A 14,264-nucleotide genomic window follows, 5' to 3' on the forward strand; every position below is an offset into this window, starting at 1 on the left:
GCGTAATACTTAAGCCAGCTTTTGCTGTGCCCAGGCCAGACCGCTTTGGTATTCGGTTGGTAGCAAAGGTGCCAGTGCCTGTAACGTCTGCTGCAATGCAGAGGCGTCAGGATCGTTCAGGTTCAGGTGCCCGACCTTACGGCCTTCACGCACCTCTTTCTCGTACCAGTGCAGATGCACCAGCGGCAGCGCCAGCCACTGCGGATCCACTGCGGTACCGATCAGGTTGACCATCACCGACGGGGTGCTCACTACCGGCTTCGGCAGCGGCAGGGCGAGAATAGCGCGCAGATGCAGTTCGAACTGGCTGATGGAAGCACCGTTCTGCGTCCAGTGACCGCTGTTGTGCACCCGGGGGGCCAGCTCGTTAATCAACAGACGATCGCCAACGATAAAGCACTCCATCGCCATTACGCCGATGTAGTTTAGCTCATCAAGGATGGCCGTCAGCATTTGCTCCGCCTGCTGTTGCAGCGCAGGGTTGGGCTGCGGTAATGCCACGCTGGTGCGCAGAATGCCTTCTTCATGCAGGTTATGGGTCAGCGGATAGAACACCGATTGGCCATCATGCCCGCGTGCACCGACCAGCGAGACCTCACCGGAGAAGTTAATGCCCTGTTCGACGATACATTCGCCATAGGCATCGGCCGGCAGTTCGGTTTCCTGGCCTGGACGCAGACGCCATTGGCCGCGGCCGTCGTACCCGCCAACGCGGCGTTTAACGATCGCCAGTTCGCCAAGGGCAGCAAACACCTGTGGCCATTCGGCGGCATCGGCCAGCAACTGCCACGGCGCGGTGGCCAGGCCAAGCTGATCGAGCAACTGTTTTTGCGTCAGGCGGTCCGCCAGACGTGGGAAGATATCGCGGTTGACGAAGCTGTTATGGGTCGCCAGTTCGCGCGTCAGCGCGGTTTCCGGCCAGCGTTCGATTTCAGCGGTGATCACGCTGTTCTGGTAGGGCACGGCTTCCGGTTCGGCGTCGAGGCCAACCGGATACACGGCGATGCCCAGCGGCTCACCGGCCTGGCGTAACATGCGCCCTAACTGGCCGTTGCCCAGTACGCAAACCGGCTTCATGCTTCCTCCCGCGGATCCGGGTTGTTCAGCACGTCGTCAGTCTGTGCCTGACGCCAGTCGGCCAGGCGTTGTGCCAGCGCGGTGTCGTGCAGCGCCAGAATTTGCGCCGCCAGCAGTGCGGCATTGGCAGCACCCGCTTTGCCGATCGCCAAAGTACCGACGGGAATGCCACGCGGCATTTGCACGATCGAATACAGGCTGTCTACACCGCTTAGGGCGGCGCTTTGGACCGGAACACCCAGCACTGGAACCAGCGTTTTCGCCGCCAGCATGCCTGGCAGATGCGCAGCACCGCCCGCACCGGCAATGATCACGTCAAAACCGTTTGCCGTCGCCTGTTCGGCGAAGCTGAACAGCTTGTCTGGCGTGCGATGAGCGGAAACGACTTCGACATGGAACGGGACATCGAGCGAGGTCAGGACGTCGGCCGCAAACTGCATGGTGGCCCAGTCACTTTTCGATCCCATTACAATTGCGATTTTGACCCCAGCGTGGGTGGCTGAAGCGGCGTTGGCTCCCATGGGTGTAAGGCTCCTGTGATTGTACAAACGACGGCCGGTTGCCTGCGGCGGGAGGCCGAATGAGGGCGTAGAGCATACCATGAGCGCACGGCGAGGAAAACGGTTGCGTCGCCGGTTTTCATCGTCAAAAGGGTGAATTTTTTTACCTGTGCGACAAGTCAGGAACTTAGAATGGGAACTGGATCAGTTCGACGGCGTCGGCGCTGACTTTGATCATCGAGCCTTCGACGTGCCAGGCACCCAGCACCGCGCGGTGGGCCTTGCCGTTGCTCAATGCCAATTCATGCACCGCCGGGCGGTGAGTGTGGCCGTGGATCATCCAGTGAACCTGGTGGCGCAGCATTGCCTGCTCAACCGCTTGCGGGTTGACGTCCATAATCGATTCCGACTTGTACTGGTTGCTCTGCTGGCTGCGGGCCCGCATTTTGGCAGCGATCTTCAGTCGCCAGCGTAGCGGCATCGCCAGAAACAGTTTTTGGATCAGGGGATTGTGCACTTTGCGACGGAACTGTTGGTAGGCCTGATCGTCGGTACACAGCGTGTCGCCATGCAGGATCAGGATTTTTCGGCCATACAGATCCAGCACTTTTTCTTCCGGCAGCAGTTGCATGCCGCTGGCGCGGGCAAAGCGTTTGCCGACCAGAAAATCACGGTTGCCGTGGATAAAGTAGCAGGGGACGCCAGTCTGTTGCAGCGCCTTCAGGGCCGCGGCGATTTCGCCGTGCAGCGGCTCGGGATCGTCATCACCGATCCAGGCTTCAAACAGGTCGCCAAGAATGTACAGGGCGTCGGCGTGGGGAGCATCTTGCCGCAAAAAACGCAGAAAACCGGCAGTGATTGCCGGTTCCTGTGCGCTTAAATGCAGATCTGCGATGAACAGCGTGTTCATGCAGCCGCGATTACTCGCTGACGGTAACGCTAGTGACGATCACGTCTTCTACCGGTACGTCCTGGTGCATGCCGCTACGGCCAGTTTTCACCGCTTTGATCTTGTTAACCACGTCCATGCCTTCAGACACTTCAGCAAATACGCAGTAGCCCCAGCCCTGCGCGTTTTCGCCGCGGAAGTTCAGGAAGTCGTTGTCAGCCACGTTGATGAAGAACTGTGCGGTCGCAGAGTGTGGATCGTTGGTACGAGCCATTGCCAGGGTGCCGATGGTGTTTTTCAGACCGTTGTTGGCTTCGTTCTTGATGGTCGCTTTGGTGTCTTTCTGGGTCATGCCAGGTTCGAAACCGCCGCCCTGAACCATAAAGCCATTGATAACACGGTGGAAAATGGTGTTATCGTAGAAACCTGCACGGCAATAGTTCAGGAAGTTTTCAACGGTAACCGGCGCTTTGTCAGCAAAGGTGTTGATAACGATATCGCCGTGATTAGTGTGGAAAGTAACCATAGTTTTAGTCCTAACAAGATGAATTGAGATGTCACAGGGATCGAGTGAACAATCAGACCGCCGTTATAACATATCTCCTTTAATCAGTCAGCAGCGGCTAAACCGCATGCCGACTGTGGTAAAACGACAGTTGTTATATTATAACGTTGAAGGCGATCGCTGATTTCTCACCGTTTTCCACCTCTCAGCTTAGCAAACCGCGGCCTTAACCTTGCATTAGATCAGGCTTCGGGTTTCAATACGCTGCTGGGTGAATCGCCTAATTACTATTTTTGTTATCACGCACACCACGGAATGTCCCGATGCTAAAGATTTTTAATACCCTGAGTCGTCAAAAAGAGGAATTTAAACCCATTCATGCCGGTAAAGTGGGCATGTACGTGTGCGGGGTAACCATCTATGACCTGTGTCATATCGGCCACGGGCGTACCTTTGTTGCTTTCGACGTAGTGGCGCGTTATTTACGCTACCTCGGCTATTCGCTGAACTACGTGCGTAACGTTACCGACGTTGACGATAAAATTATCCGCCGCGCGACAGAGAATGGCGAAAGCTGCGATCAACTGACCACGCGCATGCTGGCAGAGATGCACGCCGATTTCGACTCCCTGCTGATTGAACGCCCGGACATCGAACCGCGTGCTACCCAGCATATTGCCGAGATCATTGAGATCACCCAGCGCCTGATCGATCGCGATCACGCTTATGTGGCCAGCAACGGCGATGTGATGTTCTCCATCGACAGCGATCCACAATATGGCTTGTTGTCACGCCAGGATCTGGATCAGTTGCAGGCCGGTGCACGCGTAGAAATCGACGACGTGAAACGCAACCCGATGGATTTCGTGCTGTGGAAAATGTCCAAGCCGGGCGAACCGAGCTGGGAATCGCCATGGGGCGCAGGCCGTCCGGGTTGGCACATTGAATGTTCTGCCATGAACTGCAAGCAGTTGGGCACTCATTTTGACATCCACGGCGGCGGTTCCGATCTGATGTTCCCGCACCACGAGAACGAAATTGCCCAGTCGAGCTGTGCGCACGATGGCCCGTACGTCAACTACTGGATGCACTCCGGTATGGTGATGATCGACAAAGAAAAAATGTCGAAATCGCTGGATAACTTCTTCACCATCCGCGACGTGCTGGGCTACTACGACGCCGAAACCGTGCGTTACTTCCTGATGTCTGGCCACTATCGTAGCCAACTGAACTACAGCGAAGAGAACCTGAAGCAGGCGCGTACTGCCCTGGAACGTCTGTACACCGCGCTGCGTGGTACCGACGTCAACGCTCAACCGGCCGGTGGCGAAGTGTTCGAAGCCCGCTTCCGCGAGGCAATGGATGACGACTTCAATACGCCAGAAGCTTACTCAGCGCTGTTTGATTTGGCGCGTGAGGTTAACCGCCTGAAGGCTGAAGATCTGACGGCAGCCAACGGGCTGGCGGCGGAACTGCGCAAGCTGGCGAAGGTGTTGGGCTTGTTGCAGCAAGAACCGGAGCTGTTCCTGCAGGGCGGCGCACAGGCTGATGACGGTGAAGTGGCGGAGATCGAAGCCTTGATCAAACAGCGCAACGACGCGCGCAAAGCTAAAGATTGGGCGCTGGCGGATGCCGCGCGCGACCGCTTGAACGAGATGAACATCGTGCTGGAAGATGGCCCACAGGGGACCACCTGGCGCCGTAAGTAATTCGCTTTAGGCTGACAAACAAAAAAGGCGCTGAGTTAACCCTCAGCGCCTTTTTCTATGGAGCACGGCTTACGGCTTAACGACAACTTTGCCGCCGTTATACTCGACTACCTGATCGGCAACGATTTTGCAGCGCTTACGCGTTTCTACTTTGCCGTTCACTTTCACCTGCCCATCGGCGATGACTTCTTTGGCGCCGCCGCCGCTTTCACACCAGCCCTGGAATTTGAGCAGGTCGCACAGTTCGACGTGCGGGTGATTATCCAGATTAAAAGTTTCCATACTGCCTTACTTATTTAGGTTGAACGTCGTGATAAACCTCGCAGGCCTGCAAGGTATTTTGGATCAGTGTAGCAACGGTCATTGGACCAACGCCACCCGGAACCGGAGTAATGTAGGCTGCGCGCTCGCTGGCGGCTTCAAAATCTACGTCGCCGACTACTTTACCACTTTCCAGGCGGTTAATGCCGACATCCACCACGATCGCGCCCGGTTTGATCCAATCACCCGGAATAAAGCCCGGTTTACCGACCGCAACCACCAGCAGATCGGCGTTTTCAACGTGATGACGCAGATTTTTGGTGAACCGGTGGGTCACGGTGGTGGTGCAACCGGCCAGCAGCAGCTCCATGCTCATCGGGCGGCCGACGATGTTGGACGCGCCAACCACGACAGCATTCAGGCCATAGGTATCGATGTTATAACGCTCGAGCAGGGTGACGATGCCGCGTGGGGTGCAGGGACGCAGTTTAGGCGAGCGCTGGCACAGGCGACCGACGTTGTACGGATGGAAACCGTCGACGTCTTTATCCGGATGAATACGTTCCAGCACTTTGACGTTATCGATGCCGGCAGGCAGCGGCAACTGCACTAAAATACCGTCGATCTCGCCGTCGGTATTCAGTTGATCGATCAGCGCCAGCAGTTCTGCCTCACTGGTGGTGGCAGGCAAATCATAGGAGCGGGAGAGGAAACCCACTTCATCACAGGCGCGGCGTTTGCTGGCGACATAAATCTGTGAGGCCGGGTTTTCGCCAACCAGTACGACTGCCAGGCCCGGCGCGCGTTTACCTGCAGCCAGACGTTGTTTAACTTGCTCAGCCACTTCGTTTCTAACCTGCTGCGCAATCGTTTTACCATCAATAATCTTTGCTGACATCAGTGAGGAAATCCATCAATTAAGAAAAGCGGGGATGGTGCTATTTTGTCAGAAGCGGAGCGTGCTGTCAGGCGCTGAATCGTGTTCGACGCCGTTTGCCTGGCATGATTTACGTTTTTTTATGCCAACAGAATGATCCGCTACACCTTTTTACTGCCCGGTACCGAGCCGAACTCAAGATAAATAACGATGTTAACTTCATAGCGATATCTGTAATGGCTGAAAAAACACCATAAAGCACGGCTACAGCCGTAACGTCATGAAAAGGCATTGACTCAGTAACCCCTGACCGTATAATCCCCTCCCGCAACCCTCGGTTGCCGCATCCCAATGCGCCCTTAGCTCAGTTGGATAGAGCAACGGCCTTCTAAGCCGTAGGTCACAGGTTCGAGCCCTGTAGGGCGTACCATTTAGATTCAACGAATTAAGCTTCTTCCTCAACAGCTACATTTTCCAAAAGTGCCAGATTAGTGACATTGTCCGCCAAGATTTCGTCAATTTTTTCTCGTATGTTCGGTTAAATGATATGGGGAAACGGGGCAGCTCTCCAAAAGTAGCAATCAGTAGACCTGAAACTGGGGGACGGAAAAGTCTGGGAATATCCCCCCAAAAAAGAAGATCAGGGACGCAAGTAATGTTTCAAAAAAGTCACCCCATCTTTTAATCCAGCCATGCCTGCCGGATGGGTGGTGGTATCTTTAAAGAATTGAATAAAGCCATGCTCAGCATTTTTATACACGTTAACCAGGGTTGTTACTCCCGCATGGTTTAAAACATCGCCCAACTGTATACATCCATCGTAAAGTGGATCATTGTCACCTACGGATATAAGTGTCGGGGAAAGGTGATGGTGATTTCCATATAATGGTGAAACGAGCGGATCGTTTATTGCCATCCCTTCAGGGAGGTAACAACTTGCCACAAATTTCATAATGTCAGTAGTTGGGAAATTAGTCTCACCAAATGCGGCGAAGGATGGTGTGTCAAAATCGAAACTGGCACTGGGATACATCAACCACTGTGCACAAATGGGAGGGCCTTTACGATCACGGGTGAGGGCATTCACCACTATAGCTATTGTCGCTCCCGCGCTGTCGCCGGTTACTGCAATAGCATTGCGGTCGATCTGCAACGTCTCTGCCTGCTGATGTAACCATTGTAAGGCTGCATAGCTATCTTCAATCCCTATTGGGGCGGGAAACTCTGGGGCTAGACGGTAGTCAATTGCCAGCACGACAGCACCGAATTTATTGGCCAGGGCGCGGCAAAGTACATCATGAGTATCTAAATCGCCCGAGACCCAGCCACCACCATGAATAAACAGAATTGCAGGTTTAAGTGTGTTTTCTTTTTGTGCAGGGACATACAATCGTGCAGGCATATCATATTCAGGTGAGGTGGGAATAACTATTTCTGACAGGGTTTCTACCCAATCTGGCTCACCGGCAGTCGGGATCAGTTGACGATAATCACTCCGCATTTCTAAAACTCGTTCGATTTTCTTGTCCATTAAATGGCTACTCCTGTCCGTTTATCGAAACGTCCCTAAAAAAGGAATGTTGTCTTTTGCCGATTATTTTTTCCCTACCTGAAATGCTGCCACATCGGTTCTGTTCTGGATAACCCACTCACCACTGGCACGGAATGATGCCGCAGAGGCATAAGTATCTTCCATGAACTGAAAATATACGATTTTACTGTTTTCTACTTTAGCCCTGATCGAAAAGGGGGAGGTAAACTGGTGGCCCAGAGCGACAGAGGTGTAAGTAAATTGCCCAAATACGGCCACTGTATCGCCCTCTGCAAGGATATCAGTGATATCAAAGGCATCAACATTCCAGTAGGTCCCAACATTGACGAAGGTATCAATATACACTTGACGCCCTTGGGAGGTACCCGCCCAAGGCTCAATCTGTTTTAACTCAGGGTTGTTAAAATTGAGCGAGACATAGGTAGCATTAATATCTACTAATTGATTAGCGGCATTTTCAACTTTATCCTTAGCGGTATTTTCTAAGAATGCCTTTACAATATCTTTGGGTTGTCGCGTTTTTAATGCTTGTTCAATCGACATGATATCTCCTTCGTTAATATTTTTGGTCCAGGTTTGAGAAACTGTGCAGATTCACGTTTGGACTCTGCGCTGAAATTCTTTCTTTTTACTGGGTCACCTTGCGTTGTTCTGAGGTGAGATATGACCCCAGTTAAGCTGCTCAAATTCAGTAAACCACTGCATTCTGGCACGATAGAGGGCACTGTAGTGCCCTCTGTTTCATCTGTCTCACTCATATGCGATATGAGGAAATTTGCAGCGAGTATTACTTACATATCTTTCTAATTTACTGATATTTATCGAGATTTGTCTCTGGGCCATCCTTGACGACAGCCTGGGCTTTACTAAAGCTTTCCATCAGGCACTTGTACTCAGGGCACACATGCTCAGAAAGTATTTCAGCAAAGCGTGAACCTTCAGCACGGTTCCAGGTTCGCATTAACTCAGCAACGATAGCGAAGGTGTCAGTAGGGATCGCGCCAGCTTGCGTGACTCGAGCGATAGTGGTGTCAGTTGCCAACTTACTCCAGTTTCCTGAAGCATCGACGACACAATAAACATTGTAGCCCTCTTGTCTCGCACTCACCGCAGGGAAGGCCATACAAACGCTTGTAAGCGTGCCGGCGATGATCAGTGTCTTCCGACCCGTCTTCTTAATCTCTTCCACAAATAAAGGATTGTCCCACGTGTTTATCTGCCCGGTGCGCGGCACATATACTGCATGGGGTGCATACTGATGTATTTCTGGGATCAGTGGGCCATTGGGACCATCTGGTACAGAAGCAGTAGTGATCACCGGAATATTCAGCAATGTTGCTGTCTTCGCGATCGCTGTAACGTAATTGCGAAGATCGGGAATGGATACGTCACGAACCGTATTGAACAGCCCACTCTGGTGATCGATAAGTAAAATAACCGAATCATCTGGGTCTAGCATTCCATTGGTAGCAGCCATATTGTTCCTCTTAATATCCAATTTTTACGACGATGTACATCACCAGTTCGGTGAAAGTACTTGAGTCGGGCAATGATAAAATATATCTTGCACATCCAAACCACAACTACTTACATTTATGTTACTAGTTTCCAAAATGATACTGAGAACCTGAAATGTCTATAGCTAATAAAAAGGCAAGCTGCCCCGTCGAAATCACGTTGAAAGTCATTGGGGGGAAGTGGAAGGTACTGATCATTCATTTTCTTCTCGAGGGTACCAAAAGATTTGGTGAGCTGACGCGATGCCTTGGACCCATATCGCCAAAAATTCTCGCTCAGCAACTGCGTGAATTAGAGGAGGATGGTCTCGTCGTTAGAAAGGATTTTGGGGAAATACCTCCGAGGGTTGAGTACGCGATGTCTTCGCTTGGTAACACCCTCTCACCTATCCTGTATGCAATGGCGGACTGGGCCGATTTTTTTGAAGCCAGGCAAGAAACTGAAAAGCCAGAAATGGATATATGATGAAGAAGAGGTTGTTCTGTGGGTATGGAATGATTTTCGCAAATTTCAGCAGGGAAAAGTCATTTCCAGCTATAGAATGAAATTCTTGAAAAATTATTCCTCCCTGGCATTAACAGCCTGATTTACACCTTTCACCACTCTGAATGATACCTTTCCCTGCGCGCTGTTCTCGACTGTGGGATGATGCTCTGGACAGTGAATAGGTATTTCCTCTGAGCCTGGATAATGCCTGGAATAAGAGAAGAACTCATCATTGTTGCATGCATAACATATTGGGATGCTTACATTTTAAATTAAGATGTGGGCTGTATTTATTAGTTGAGCATTATGAGATAAAGATTATTGATGTGCTCAATCTGACTCACACGATCAGTTAAATGATTCAGTGCCAAGTGCAGAGATCTCTGCATCCCTTTCTATACTTTCATTGTCAGCTCGTAGAATACCCAAAGGGGATCCTCACGAGAGAGGATAAATGCGGAGAGGATCCTCCGCATTCGGCTACAGCTCAAAAGTTAAGCGCCGCTTTTACCAGCAGACAAAACCGCCATCGACGACCAGATCAACACCGGTACAGAACGACGCGGCATCACTGGCGAGGAAGAGTGCCGGGCCAGCCATCTCCTCCACTTTTGCCATTCGCTGAATCGGCGTCTGGCTTTCAAATTCGCGGGTCTGATGGATCATCTCAGGGCGTGTGTTCATTGGCGTGGCGGTGTATCCCGGGCTGATGGAGTTGACGCGGATCCCTTTGCTGACCCATTCCATTGCGAGGCTTTTGGATAGGTGAATAACACCCGCTTTGGAGCTGTTGTAATGTGCCTGCTCAAGACCGCGATTAACAATAATGCCGGACATGGAGGCAATATTAATAATCGAGCCACCGCCTAATTCCTGCATCAGTTCGGCTTCCGCTTTACAGGAGTTCCACACGCCGGTGAGGTTAATATCGATAACCCGCTGCCATTGTTCGGTTTCCATCTCAAGTGCCGGGTTGGCGTTGGCGATACCGGCCGCGTTAACGGCGATATTGAGGCGGCCGAAGCGGCTTTTGGCCAAGGCGACGCCAGCACGCAGATCGCTGAGTTGACGCACGTCCCCGGTATAAAAGCAGGCCTGCCCGCCAATCGATTCGATATTTTTAACGGTTTCGGCAAGGCCACCGTCTTCGCGTAGATCAAAACAAACCACCCGAGCGCCCGCGCTGGCGAGTCCGTAAGCAATCATCTGACCGATGCCGCTGCCTGCACCGGTCACGAAGGCCACGCGGTCCTGCAGACTAAACAGCTGTTGAGAAAAATTTTTTGTGATCATAGCCATCACTCTCTGAATTAATATCCCGTGGCGCAATACGGCGTAAACCGACGGGTAGGAGTATCCCGGGCTACGACTAACGCCTTCTGGGCCACTATTCTGGTTTTGTCGTCCCTGACGGGCATTACGACATAATCAGGCCGCCGTCGATGTTGATGGTTTGCCCGGTAAGGTAGCGTGCATCGTCGGATGCGAGGAAGGCCACCAGTCCGGCGACATCTTCCGGCTTACCCGCGCGCTTCATCGGAATACCTTCGACCCATTCCGCCATCAGTTCACCTTTGCCATAGCGTTTTTGTTCGGTACTCAGGGCCTCACCCCACACTCGGTCGTTGTAATCCCACATTTCGCTTTCGATAATGCCTGGGCAGAAGGCGTTGACGGTGATATTCCACGGCGCCAGTTCGTGGGCCAGGCTTTGCGTAATGCCTATAACGCCCATTTTGCTGGCAGCGTAATGTGGAGTGTAGATAAAGCCCTGACGACCCTGGCCTGAAGAGGTATTAATCAGGCTGCCGTGCTTTTGTTTCACCATGTATTTGGCGGCCTCGCGGCAGCAGAGCCAGACGCCGGTGGTGTTAACCGCCAGCACTTTCTCAAAATCAGATTTCGGCATGCGATCGTAATAATCGATGGTGATCACGCCAGCGTTCTGGATAGAAACATCGATAGTGCCGAAACGGGCTGCGGCTTGCTCGTACAACGATTGCACCTGCGCTTCATCAGTGACATCGACCTGCAATGACAGGATCTCGGCCTGGTAACTTTTGCGCAAGGTTTCTGCCGTTTCGTGAACACGCTCGGCGTTGGAGACCATCACCAGGTTTGCGCCATCGCGAGCAAAGCGCTCAGCAATACCAGCACCAATCCCACGGCATGCGCCGGTGATAACGACCGTTTTGTTATGGAAATTTCTTTGCATGTTTTTTCCCTTGTATAGGCCGGACGCAAGCGCGTGCGGCGGGGTAATGAAAGCGTATTAACTGGCGGCCTGGGCCGTGGCAAGTTTTTCCTCATGGCGACGCATCAGGATGACTTTGTTCTGTAATTTCTGCTGGAATTGGTCGACGACGACGGCGGTGACAATAACCACGCCCTTAATGACCATTTGCCAGAAATCGCTGACTCCCATCATCACCATGCCGTCAGCAAGGAAGACGATGACGAAAGCACCAATAATTGAGCCCGTAACCCGCCCACGCCCACCTGCCAGCGCGGTTCCGCCCAGCACGGTGGCACCGATGGCGTCCATTTCGAACATATTGCCGGTCATTGGATGGGCCGTTTGCAGCTGTGAAGCGACGATCAGGCCAACAAATGCGGAGCACAGGCCGGAGAAGGCGTAAACGAATATTTTTGCTTTAACGATCGGGACACCCGCCAGACGAGCAGCGGATTCGTTACCACCAATAGCGTAGATATAGCGGCCAAGTGGCGTTTTGGTCGTCAGCCAGTAACCCAGCAGCAGGAAACCAATCATCAACCAGATAGGCAGATAAATACCCATCAGCGTACCGGAGCCCAGAGTAGCGAAACCGGTATTGCCCAGCGCTTCTATACCGTTGAGGTTGGGGTAGGTGCTGCCGTCGTTGAACAGCAAGGCAGAGCCCCTGGCGACATACATCATGCCCAGCGTACAGATAAAGGGTGCCACGCCGAAACGGGTGATCACGGCACCGTTAATAAAGCCAACAACGATGCCGAAAATGGCCACGCAAAGAATAACTTCGGGGACGTTGAAGAAGATGACGCTGCCGTTCCATAAGGGCAGGCCGTTGGTCAATAATGCCCCGGCGACCATTCCGCAGATCCCGGCGACGGCACCGACAGAAAGGTCGATCCCTCCGGTCAGGATTACCAGCGTCATGCCGATGGCCAGCAGGCCGGTGATGGCCACGTGCTGAGTCATAATCAGCAAGTTAGATGTGGTCAGGAAATTCGGTACCATCACGCTGAAGAACGCGATAACCAGCAGCAGAGCGATAAAGGTTCTGGCCTTCAGCAGGTACATATAAATCATATATTTCTGGTTCATGATGGATTCCAGCCTGATTAATCTTGAGGTGTTGAAGCCGCGATTAATTTTTCGCGGGTAACCGCATGACGCGGTAAATCGGCGGTAATTCGGCCATCGGCCATCACCAAAATTCGATCCGCCAGCGCCATGACTTCATCCAGTTCCGATGAAGAGAACATCACTGCCAGACCCTGTTGGGCCATTTTGCCTATCAGGTGATAAACGTCAGTTTTGGCACCGACGTCGATACCGCGAGTGGGTTCATCGAGAAAAACAACCTGTGGACGTGTCATTAGGGCTTTGCCTAACACCACTTTTTGTTGATTGCCACCGCTTAAGGACGTAATCGGCAGTTCAGGGTCGCTGACTTTGATAGCGAGCTCGCGGATCATCTCTTTGACGCTGGCGTGTTCTTTTTGCGGGTTGAGCCATTTCCATGCCTGGCGAAAACCTTTCAGGCTAAAATCCGATAAGGTCATATTCGATTGAATCGACATAATCTGTACCACGCCTTCGCCCTGTCGGTCCTCGGGAACTAACGCCAGGCCTTTTTTAAGTCGGGCCTGAAACTGGGCTTTGCCAATATTTTCGCCATTAAGATGGACGCTGCCCTTCTGGCAAGGCATCAGTCCTATCAGACCTTTAAACAGCTCCGTGCGCCCGGCACCCAGCAGACCGTAAATACCGATCACTTCCCCTTTACTCAGCGTGAAGCTCACATCGTTGAGCTTATATCCGCCGCTGTGGTGTAGCGCTGTCAGACCTTCAACGGCAAGTACCGTCTCGCCTTTCTGCGCGGGCTGATAGTCGAAATGTTTTTTCTTATCACCGACCATCTGTTCGATAATCCAGGGAATGCTGGCATCGCTGACATTACGTTCACTGATAAAGCGTCCATCGCGGAAAATGGTAATGTGATCGCCAATTTCCATCAGTTCTTCCAGTCGATGGGAAATATAAATAATGGTGACGCCGCGACGTTTAAGCTGCTCAATAACGTTAAACAGGATTTTAACTTCCGACTGGCTTAGTGCAGAAGTAGGTTCATCCATGATTAGTACGCGAGTGTCCTTCGACAGTGCACGTGCAATTTCGACCAACTGCTGGTGGCCGATACCTAATTCACCAAGTTGCGTATAGGGATCGACATTGAGCTCCAGTCTTTCCAGTAATTTTTTGGCTAACTCATATTGATATTTTTCGTTGATTTTCCCTTTCTGAAAAAACTCGTTAGCCATGAAGATATTATCCATGATGTTCATGTTCGGGAATAAATTTAATTCCTGAAAAATGATGCTGATTCCCTTCTTTTCGGCCTGGTGAGTCGAGCTAAGGGAAACCGGGGTACCATCAAGAATAATTTGACCGGAGGAAGGGGTTTCAACGCCAGCAAGCATTTTCATCATGGTGGATTTACCCGCACCATTCTCTCCGATCAGAACGTTTACTTTATTTCGATAGACCCGGTAGCTCACGTTATCTAAGGCCACGACCCCTGGATAGACGCGGGATAACTCACGGGTTTCGATAATAACTTCAGATTCGACTGGTTGGGGAGTGACGAGTTCTTGCTGTGGCAT

General features: G+C 52.0%; 15 protein-coding genes and 1 tRNA gene. 3 read left to right on the forward strand and 13 right to left on the reverse strand.

Annotated elements, in window-relative coordinates; genetic code table 11:
• Positions 1–9: 9 nt before the first annotated feature.
• From purK to ppiB, 4 genes are all read right to left on the reverse strand, one after another.
• Complete coding sequence (gene purK, locus NHG65_RS05575; protein WP_413502058.1) at positions 10–1,077, reverse strand: 5-(carboxyamino)imidazole ribonucleotide synthase; 1,068 nt, start codon at positions 1,075–1,077, stop codon at positions 10–12.
• The gene (gene purE, locus NHG65_RS05580) at positions 1,074–1,598 is read right to left on the reverse strand and encodes a 5-(carboxyamino)imidazole ribonucleotide mutase (protein WP_099065335.1); all 525 of its coding nucleotides are present in this window, start codon (positions 1,596–1,598) and stop codon (positions 1,074–1,076) included. Before purE ends, purK begins: the two co-directional genes overlap by 4 nt.
• A 166-nt stretch (positions 1,599–1,764) precedes the next feature.
• Positions 1,765–2,487 (reverse strand): UDP-2,3-diacylglucosamine diphosphatase, encoded by a 723-nt coding sequence (locus NHG65_RS05585; protein ID WP_219015566.1) that lies wholly within the window; start codon positions 2,485–2,487, stop codon positions 1,765–1,767.
• Positions 2,488–2,497: 10 nt separating this feature from the next.
• A complete protein-coding gene (ppiB, locus tag NHG65_RS05590) occupies positions 2,498–2,992 on the reverse strand; it encodes a peptidylprolyl isomerase B (RefSeq protein ID WP_085115523.1) in 495 nt (164 codons plus the stop codon).
• Positions 2,993–3,294: 302 nt separating this feature from the next.
• Here ppiB and cysS point away from each other — a divergent pair, with 302 nt between their 5' ends.
• A complete protein-coding gene (gene cysS / locus NHG65_RS05595; RefSeq protein ID WP_207976191.1) occupies positions 3,295–4,680 on the forward strand; it encodes a cysteine--tRNA ligase in 1,386 nt (461 codons plus the stop codon).
• A gap of 69 nt (positions 4,681–4,749) precedes the next feature.
• Here the strand turns inward: cysS and ybcJ are convergent, their stop codons facing one another.
• Together ybcJ and folD are read right to left on the reverse strand one after the other, a co-directional pair.
• Entirely contained in the window at positions 4,750–4,962 is a 213-nt protein-coding gene (ybcJ, locus tag NHG65_RS05600; RefSeq protein WP_085115525.1) for a ribosome-associated protein YbcJ, read from the reverse strand.
• A gap of 10 nt (positions 4,963–4,972) precedes the next feature.
• Complete coding sequence (gene folD / locus NHG65_RS05605; protein WP_099065332.1) at positions 4,973–5,839, reverse strand: bifunctional methylenetetrahydrofolate dehydrogenase/methenyltetrahydrofolate cyclohydrolase FolD; 867 nt, start codon at positions 5,837–5,839, stop codon at positions 4,973–4,975.
• A 332-nt stretch (positions 5,840–6,171) separates the two neighbouring features.
• Here folD and NHG65_RS05610 point away from each other — a divergent pair.
• Positions 6,172–6,248 (forward strand) — tRNA-Arg (locus NHG65_RS05610).
• Positions 6,249–6,458: 210 nt separating this feature from the next.
• Here NHG65_RS05610 and NHG65_RS05615 read toward each other — a convergent pair.
• The 3 genes from NHG65_RS05615 to NHG65_RS05625 all read right to left on the reverse strand — a co-directional run bounded on the left by NHG65_RS05615 (position 6,459) and on the right by NHG65_RS05625 (position 8,847).
• Positions 6,459–7,349: an alpha/beta hydrolase gene (locus NHG65_RS05615; RefSeq protein ID WP_198404503.1), complete on the reverse strand. Its 891-nt coding sequence runs from the start codon at positions 7,347–7,349 to the stop codon at positions 6,459–6,461.
• 63 nt (positions 7,350–7,412) lie between these two features.
• Entirely contained in the window at positions 7,413–7,913 is a 501-nt protein-coding gene (locus NHG65_RS05620) for a nuclear transport factor 2 family protein (RefSeq protein ID WP_499183028.1), read from the reverse strand.
• A gap of 265 nt (positions 7,914–8,178) precedes the next feature.
• Positions 8,179–8,847 carry an isochorismatase family protein gene (locus NHG65_RS05625; protein ID WP_099065383.1) on the reverse strand — a complete coding sequence of 223 codons (669 nt, stop codon included), beginning with the start codon at positions 8,845–8,847 and terminating at the stop codon, positions 8,179–8,181.
• 155 nt (positions 8,848–9,002) lie between these two features.
• On the opposite strand from NHG65_RS05625, the gene NHG65_RS05630 reads away from it, so the two are divergent.
• Complete coding sequence (locus NHG65_RS05630) at positions 9,003–9,353, forward strand: winged helix-turn-helix transcriptional regulator (protein WP_499183029.1); 351 nt, start codon at positions 9,003–9,005, stop codon at positions 9,351–9,353.
• Positions 9,354–9,881: 528 nt separating this feature from the next.
• Here NHG65_RS05630 and NHG65_RS05635 read toward each other — a convergent pair.
• From NHG65_RS05635 to NHG65_RS05650, 4 genes are all read right to left on the reverse strand, one after another.
• Positions 9,882–10,667, reverse strand: a complete 786-nt coding sequence (locus NHG65_RS05635; RefSeq protein ID WP_099065385.1) for an SDR family oxidoreductase — start codon at positions 10,665–10,667, stop codon at positions 9,882–9,884.
• A 124-nt stretch (positions 10,668–10,791) separates the two neighbouring features.
• Positions 10,792–11,589 (reverse strand): SDR family oxidoreductase, encoded by a 798-nt coding sequence (locus NHG65_RS05640; RefSeq protein WP_099065386.1) that lies wholly within the window; start codon positions 11,587–11,589, stop codon positions 10,792–10,794.
• A 57-nt stretch (positions 11,590–11,646) separates the two neighbouring features.
• A complete protein-coding gene (locus tag NHG65_RS05645) occupies positions 11,647–12,702 on the reverse strand; it encodes an ABC transporter permease (protein WP_261427346.1) in 1,056 nt (351 codons plus the stop codon).
• A gap of 17 nt (positions 12,703–12,719) precedes the next feature.
• Entirely contained in the window at positions 12,720–14,264 is a 1,545-nt protein-coding gene (locus NHG65_RS05650) for a sugar ABC transporter ATP-binding protein (RefSeq protein ID WP_283602702.1), read from the reverse strand.

Origin of the sequence: Serratia myotis (assembly GCF_027474885.1) — a bacterium.
In the GTDB taxonomy this organism is placed as follows: Bacteria; Pseudomonadota; Gammaproteobacteria; order Enterobacterales; family Enterobacteriaceae; genus Serratia; species Serratia proteamaculans.

Bases quoted from the DNA above. Each gene is read 5' to 3' on its own strand.
- purK (WP_413502058.1), bottom strand. From the start codon at position 1,077: ATGAAGCCGGTTTGCGTACTGGGCAACGGCCAGTTAGGGCGCATGTTA.
- purE (WP_099065335.1), bottom strand. From the start codon at position 1,598: ATGGGAGCCAACGCCGCTTCAGCCACCCACGCTGGGGTCAAAATCGCA.
- NHG65_RS05585 (WP_219015566.1), bottom strand. From the start codon at position 2,487: ATGAACACGCTGTTCATCGCAGATCTGCATTTAAGCGCACAGGAACCG.
- ppiB (WP_085115523.1), bottom strand. From the start codon at position 2,992: ATGGTTACTTTCCACACTAATCACGGCGATATCGTTATCAACACCTTT.
- cysS (WP_207976191.1), top strand. From the start codon at position 3,295: ATGCTAAAGATTTTTAATACCCTGAGTCGTCAAAAAGAGGAATTTAAA.
- ybcJ (WP_085115525.1), bottom strand. From the start codon at position 4,962: ATGGAAACTTTTAATCTGGATAATCACCCGCACGTCGAACTGTGCGAC.
- folD (WP_099065332.1), bottom strand. From the start codon at position 5,839: ATGTCAGCAAAGATTATTGATGGTAAAACGATTGCGCAGCAGGTTAGA.
- NHG65_RS05615 (WP_198404503.1), bottom strand. From the start codon at position 7,349: ATGGACAAGAAAATCGAACGAGTTTTAGAAATGCGGAGTGATTATCGT.
- NHG65_RS05620 (WP_499183028.1), bottom strand. From the start codon at position 7,913: ATGTCGATTGAACAAGCATTAAAAACGCGACAACCCAAAGATATTGTA.
- NHG65_RS05625 (WP_099065383.1), bottom strand. From the start codon at position 8,847: ATGGCTGCTACCAATGGAATGCTAGACCCAGATGATTCGGTTATTTTA.
- NHG65_RS05630 (WP_499183029.1), top strand. From the start codon at position 9,003: ATGTCTATAGCTAATAAAAAGGCAAGCTGCCCCGTCGAAATCACGTTG.
- NHG65_RS05635 (WP_099065385.1), bottom strand. From the start codon at position 10,667: ATGATCACAAAAAATTTTTCTCAACAGCTGTTTAGTCTGCAGGACCGC.
- NHG65_RS05640 (WP_099065386.1), bottom strand. From the start codon at position 11,589: ATGCAAAGAAATTTCCATAACAAAACGGTCGTTATCACCGGCGCATGC.
- NHG65_RS05645 (WP_261427346.1), bottom strand. From the start codon at position 12,702: ATGAACCAGAAATATATGATTTATATGTACCTGCTGAAGGCCAGAACC.
- NHG65_RS05650 (WP_283602702.1), bottom strand. From the start codon at position 14,264: ATGCCACAGCAAGAACTCGTCACTCCCCAACCAGTCGAATCTGAAGTT.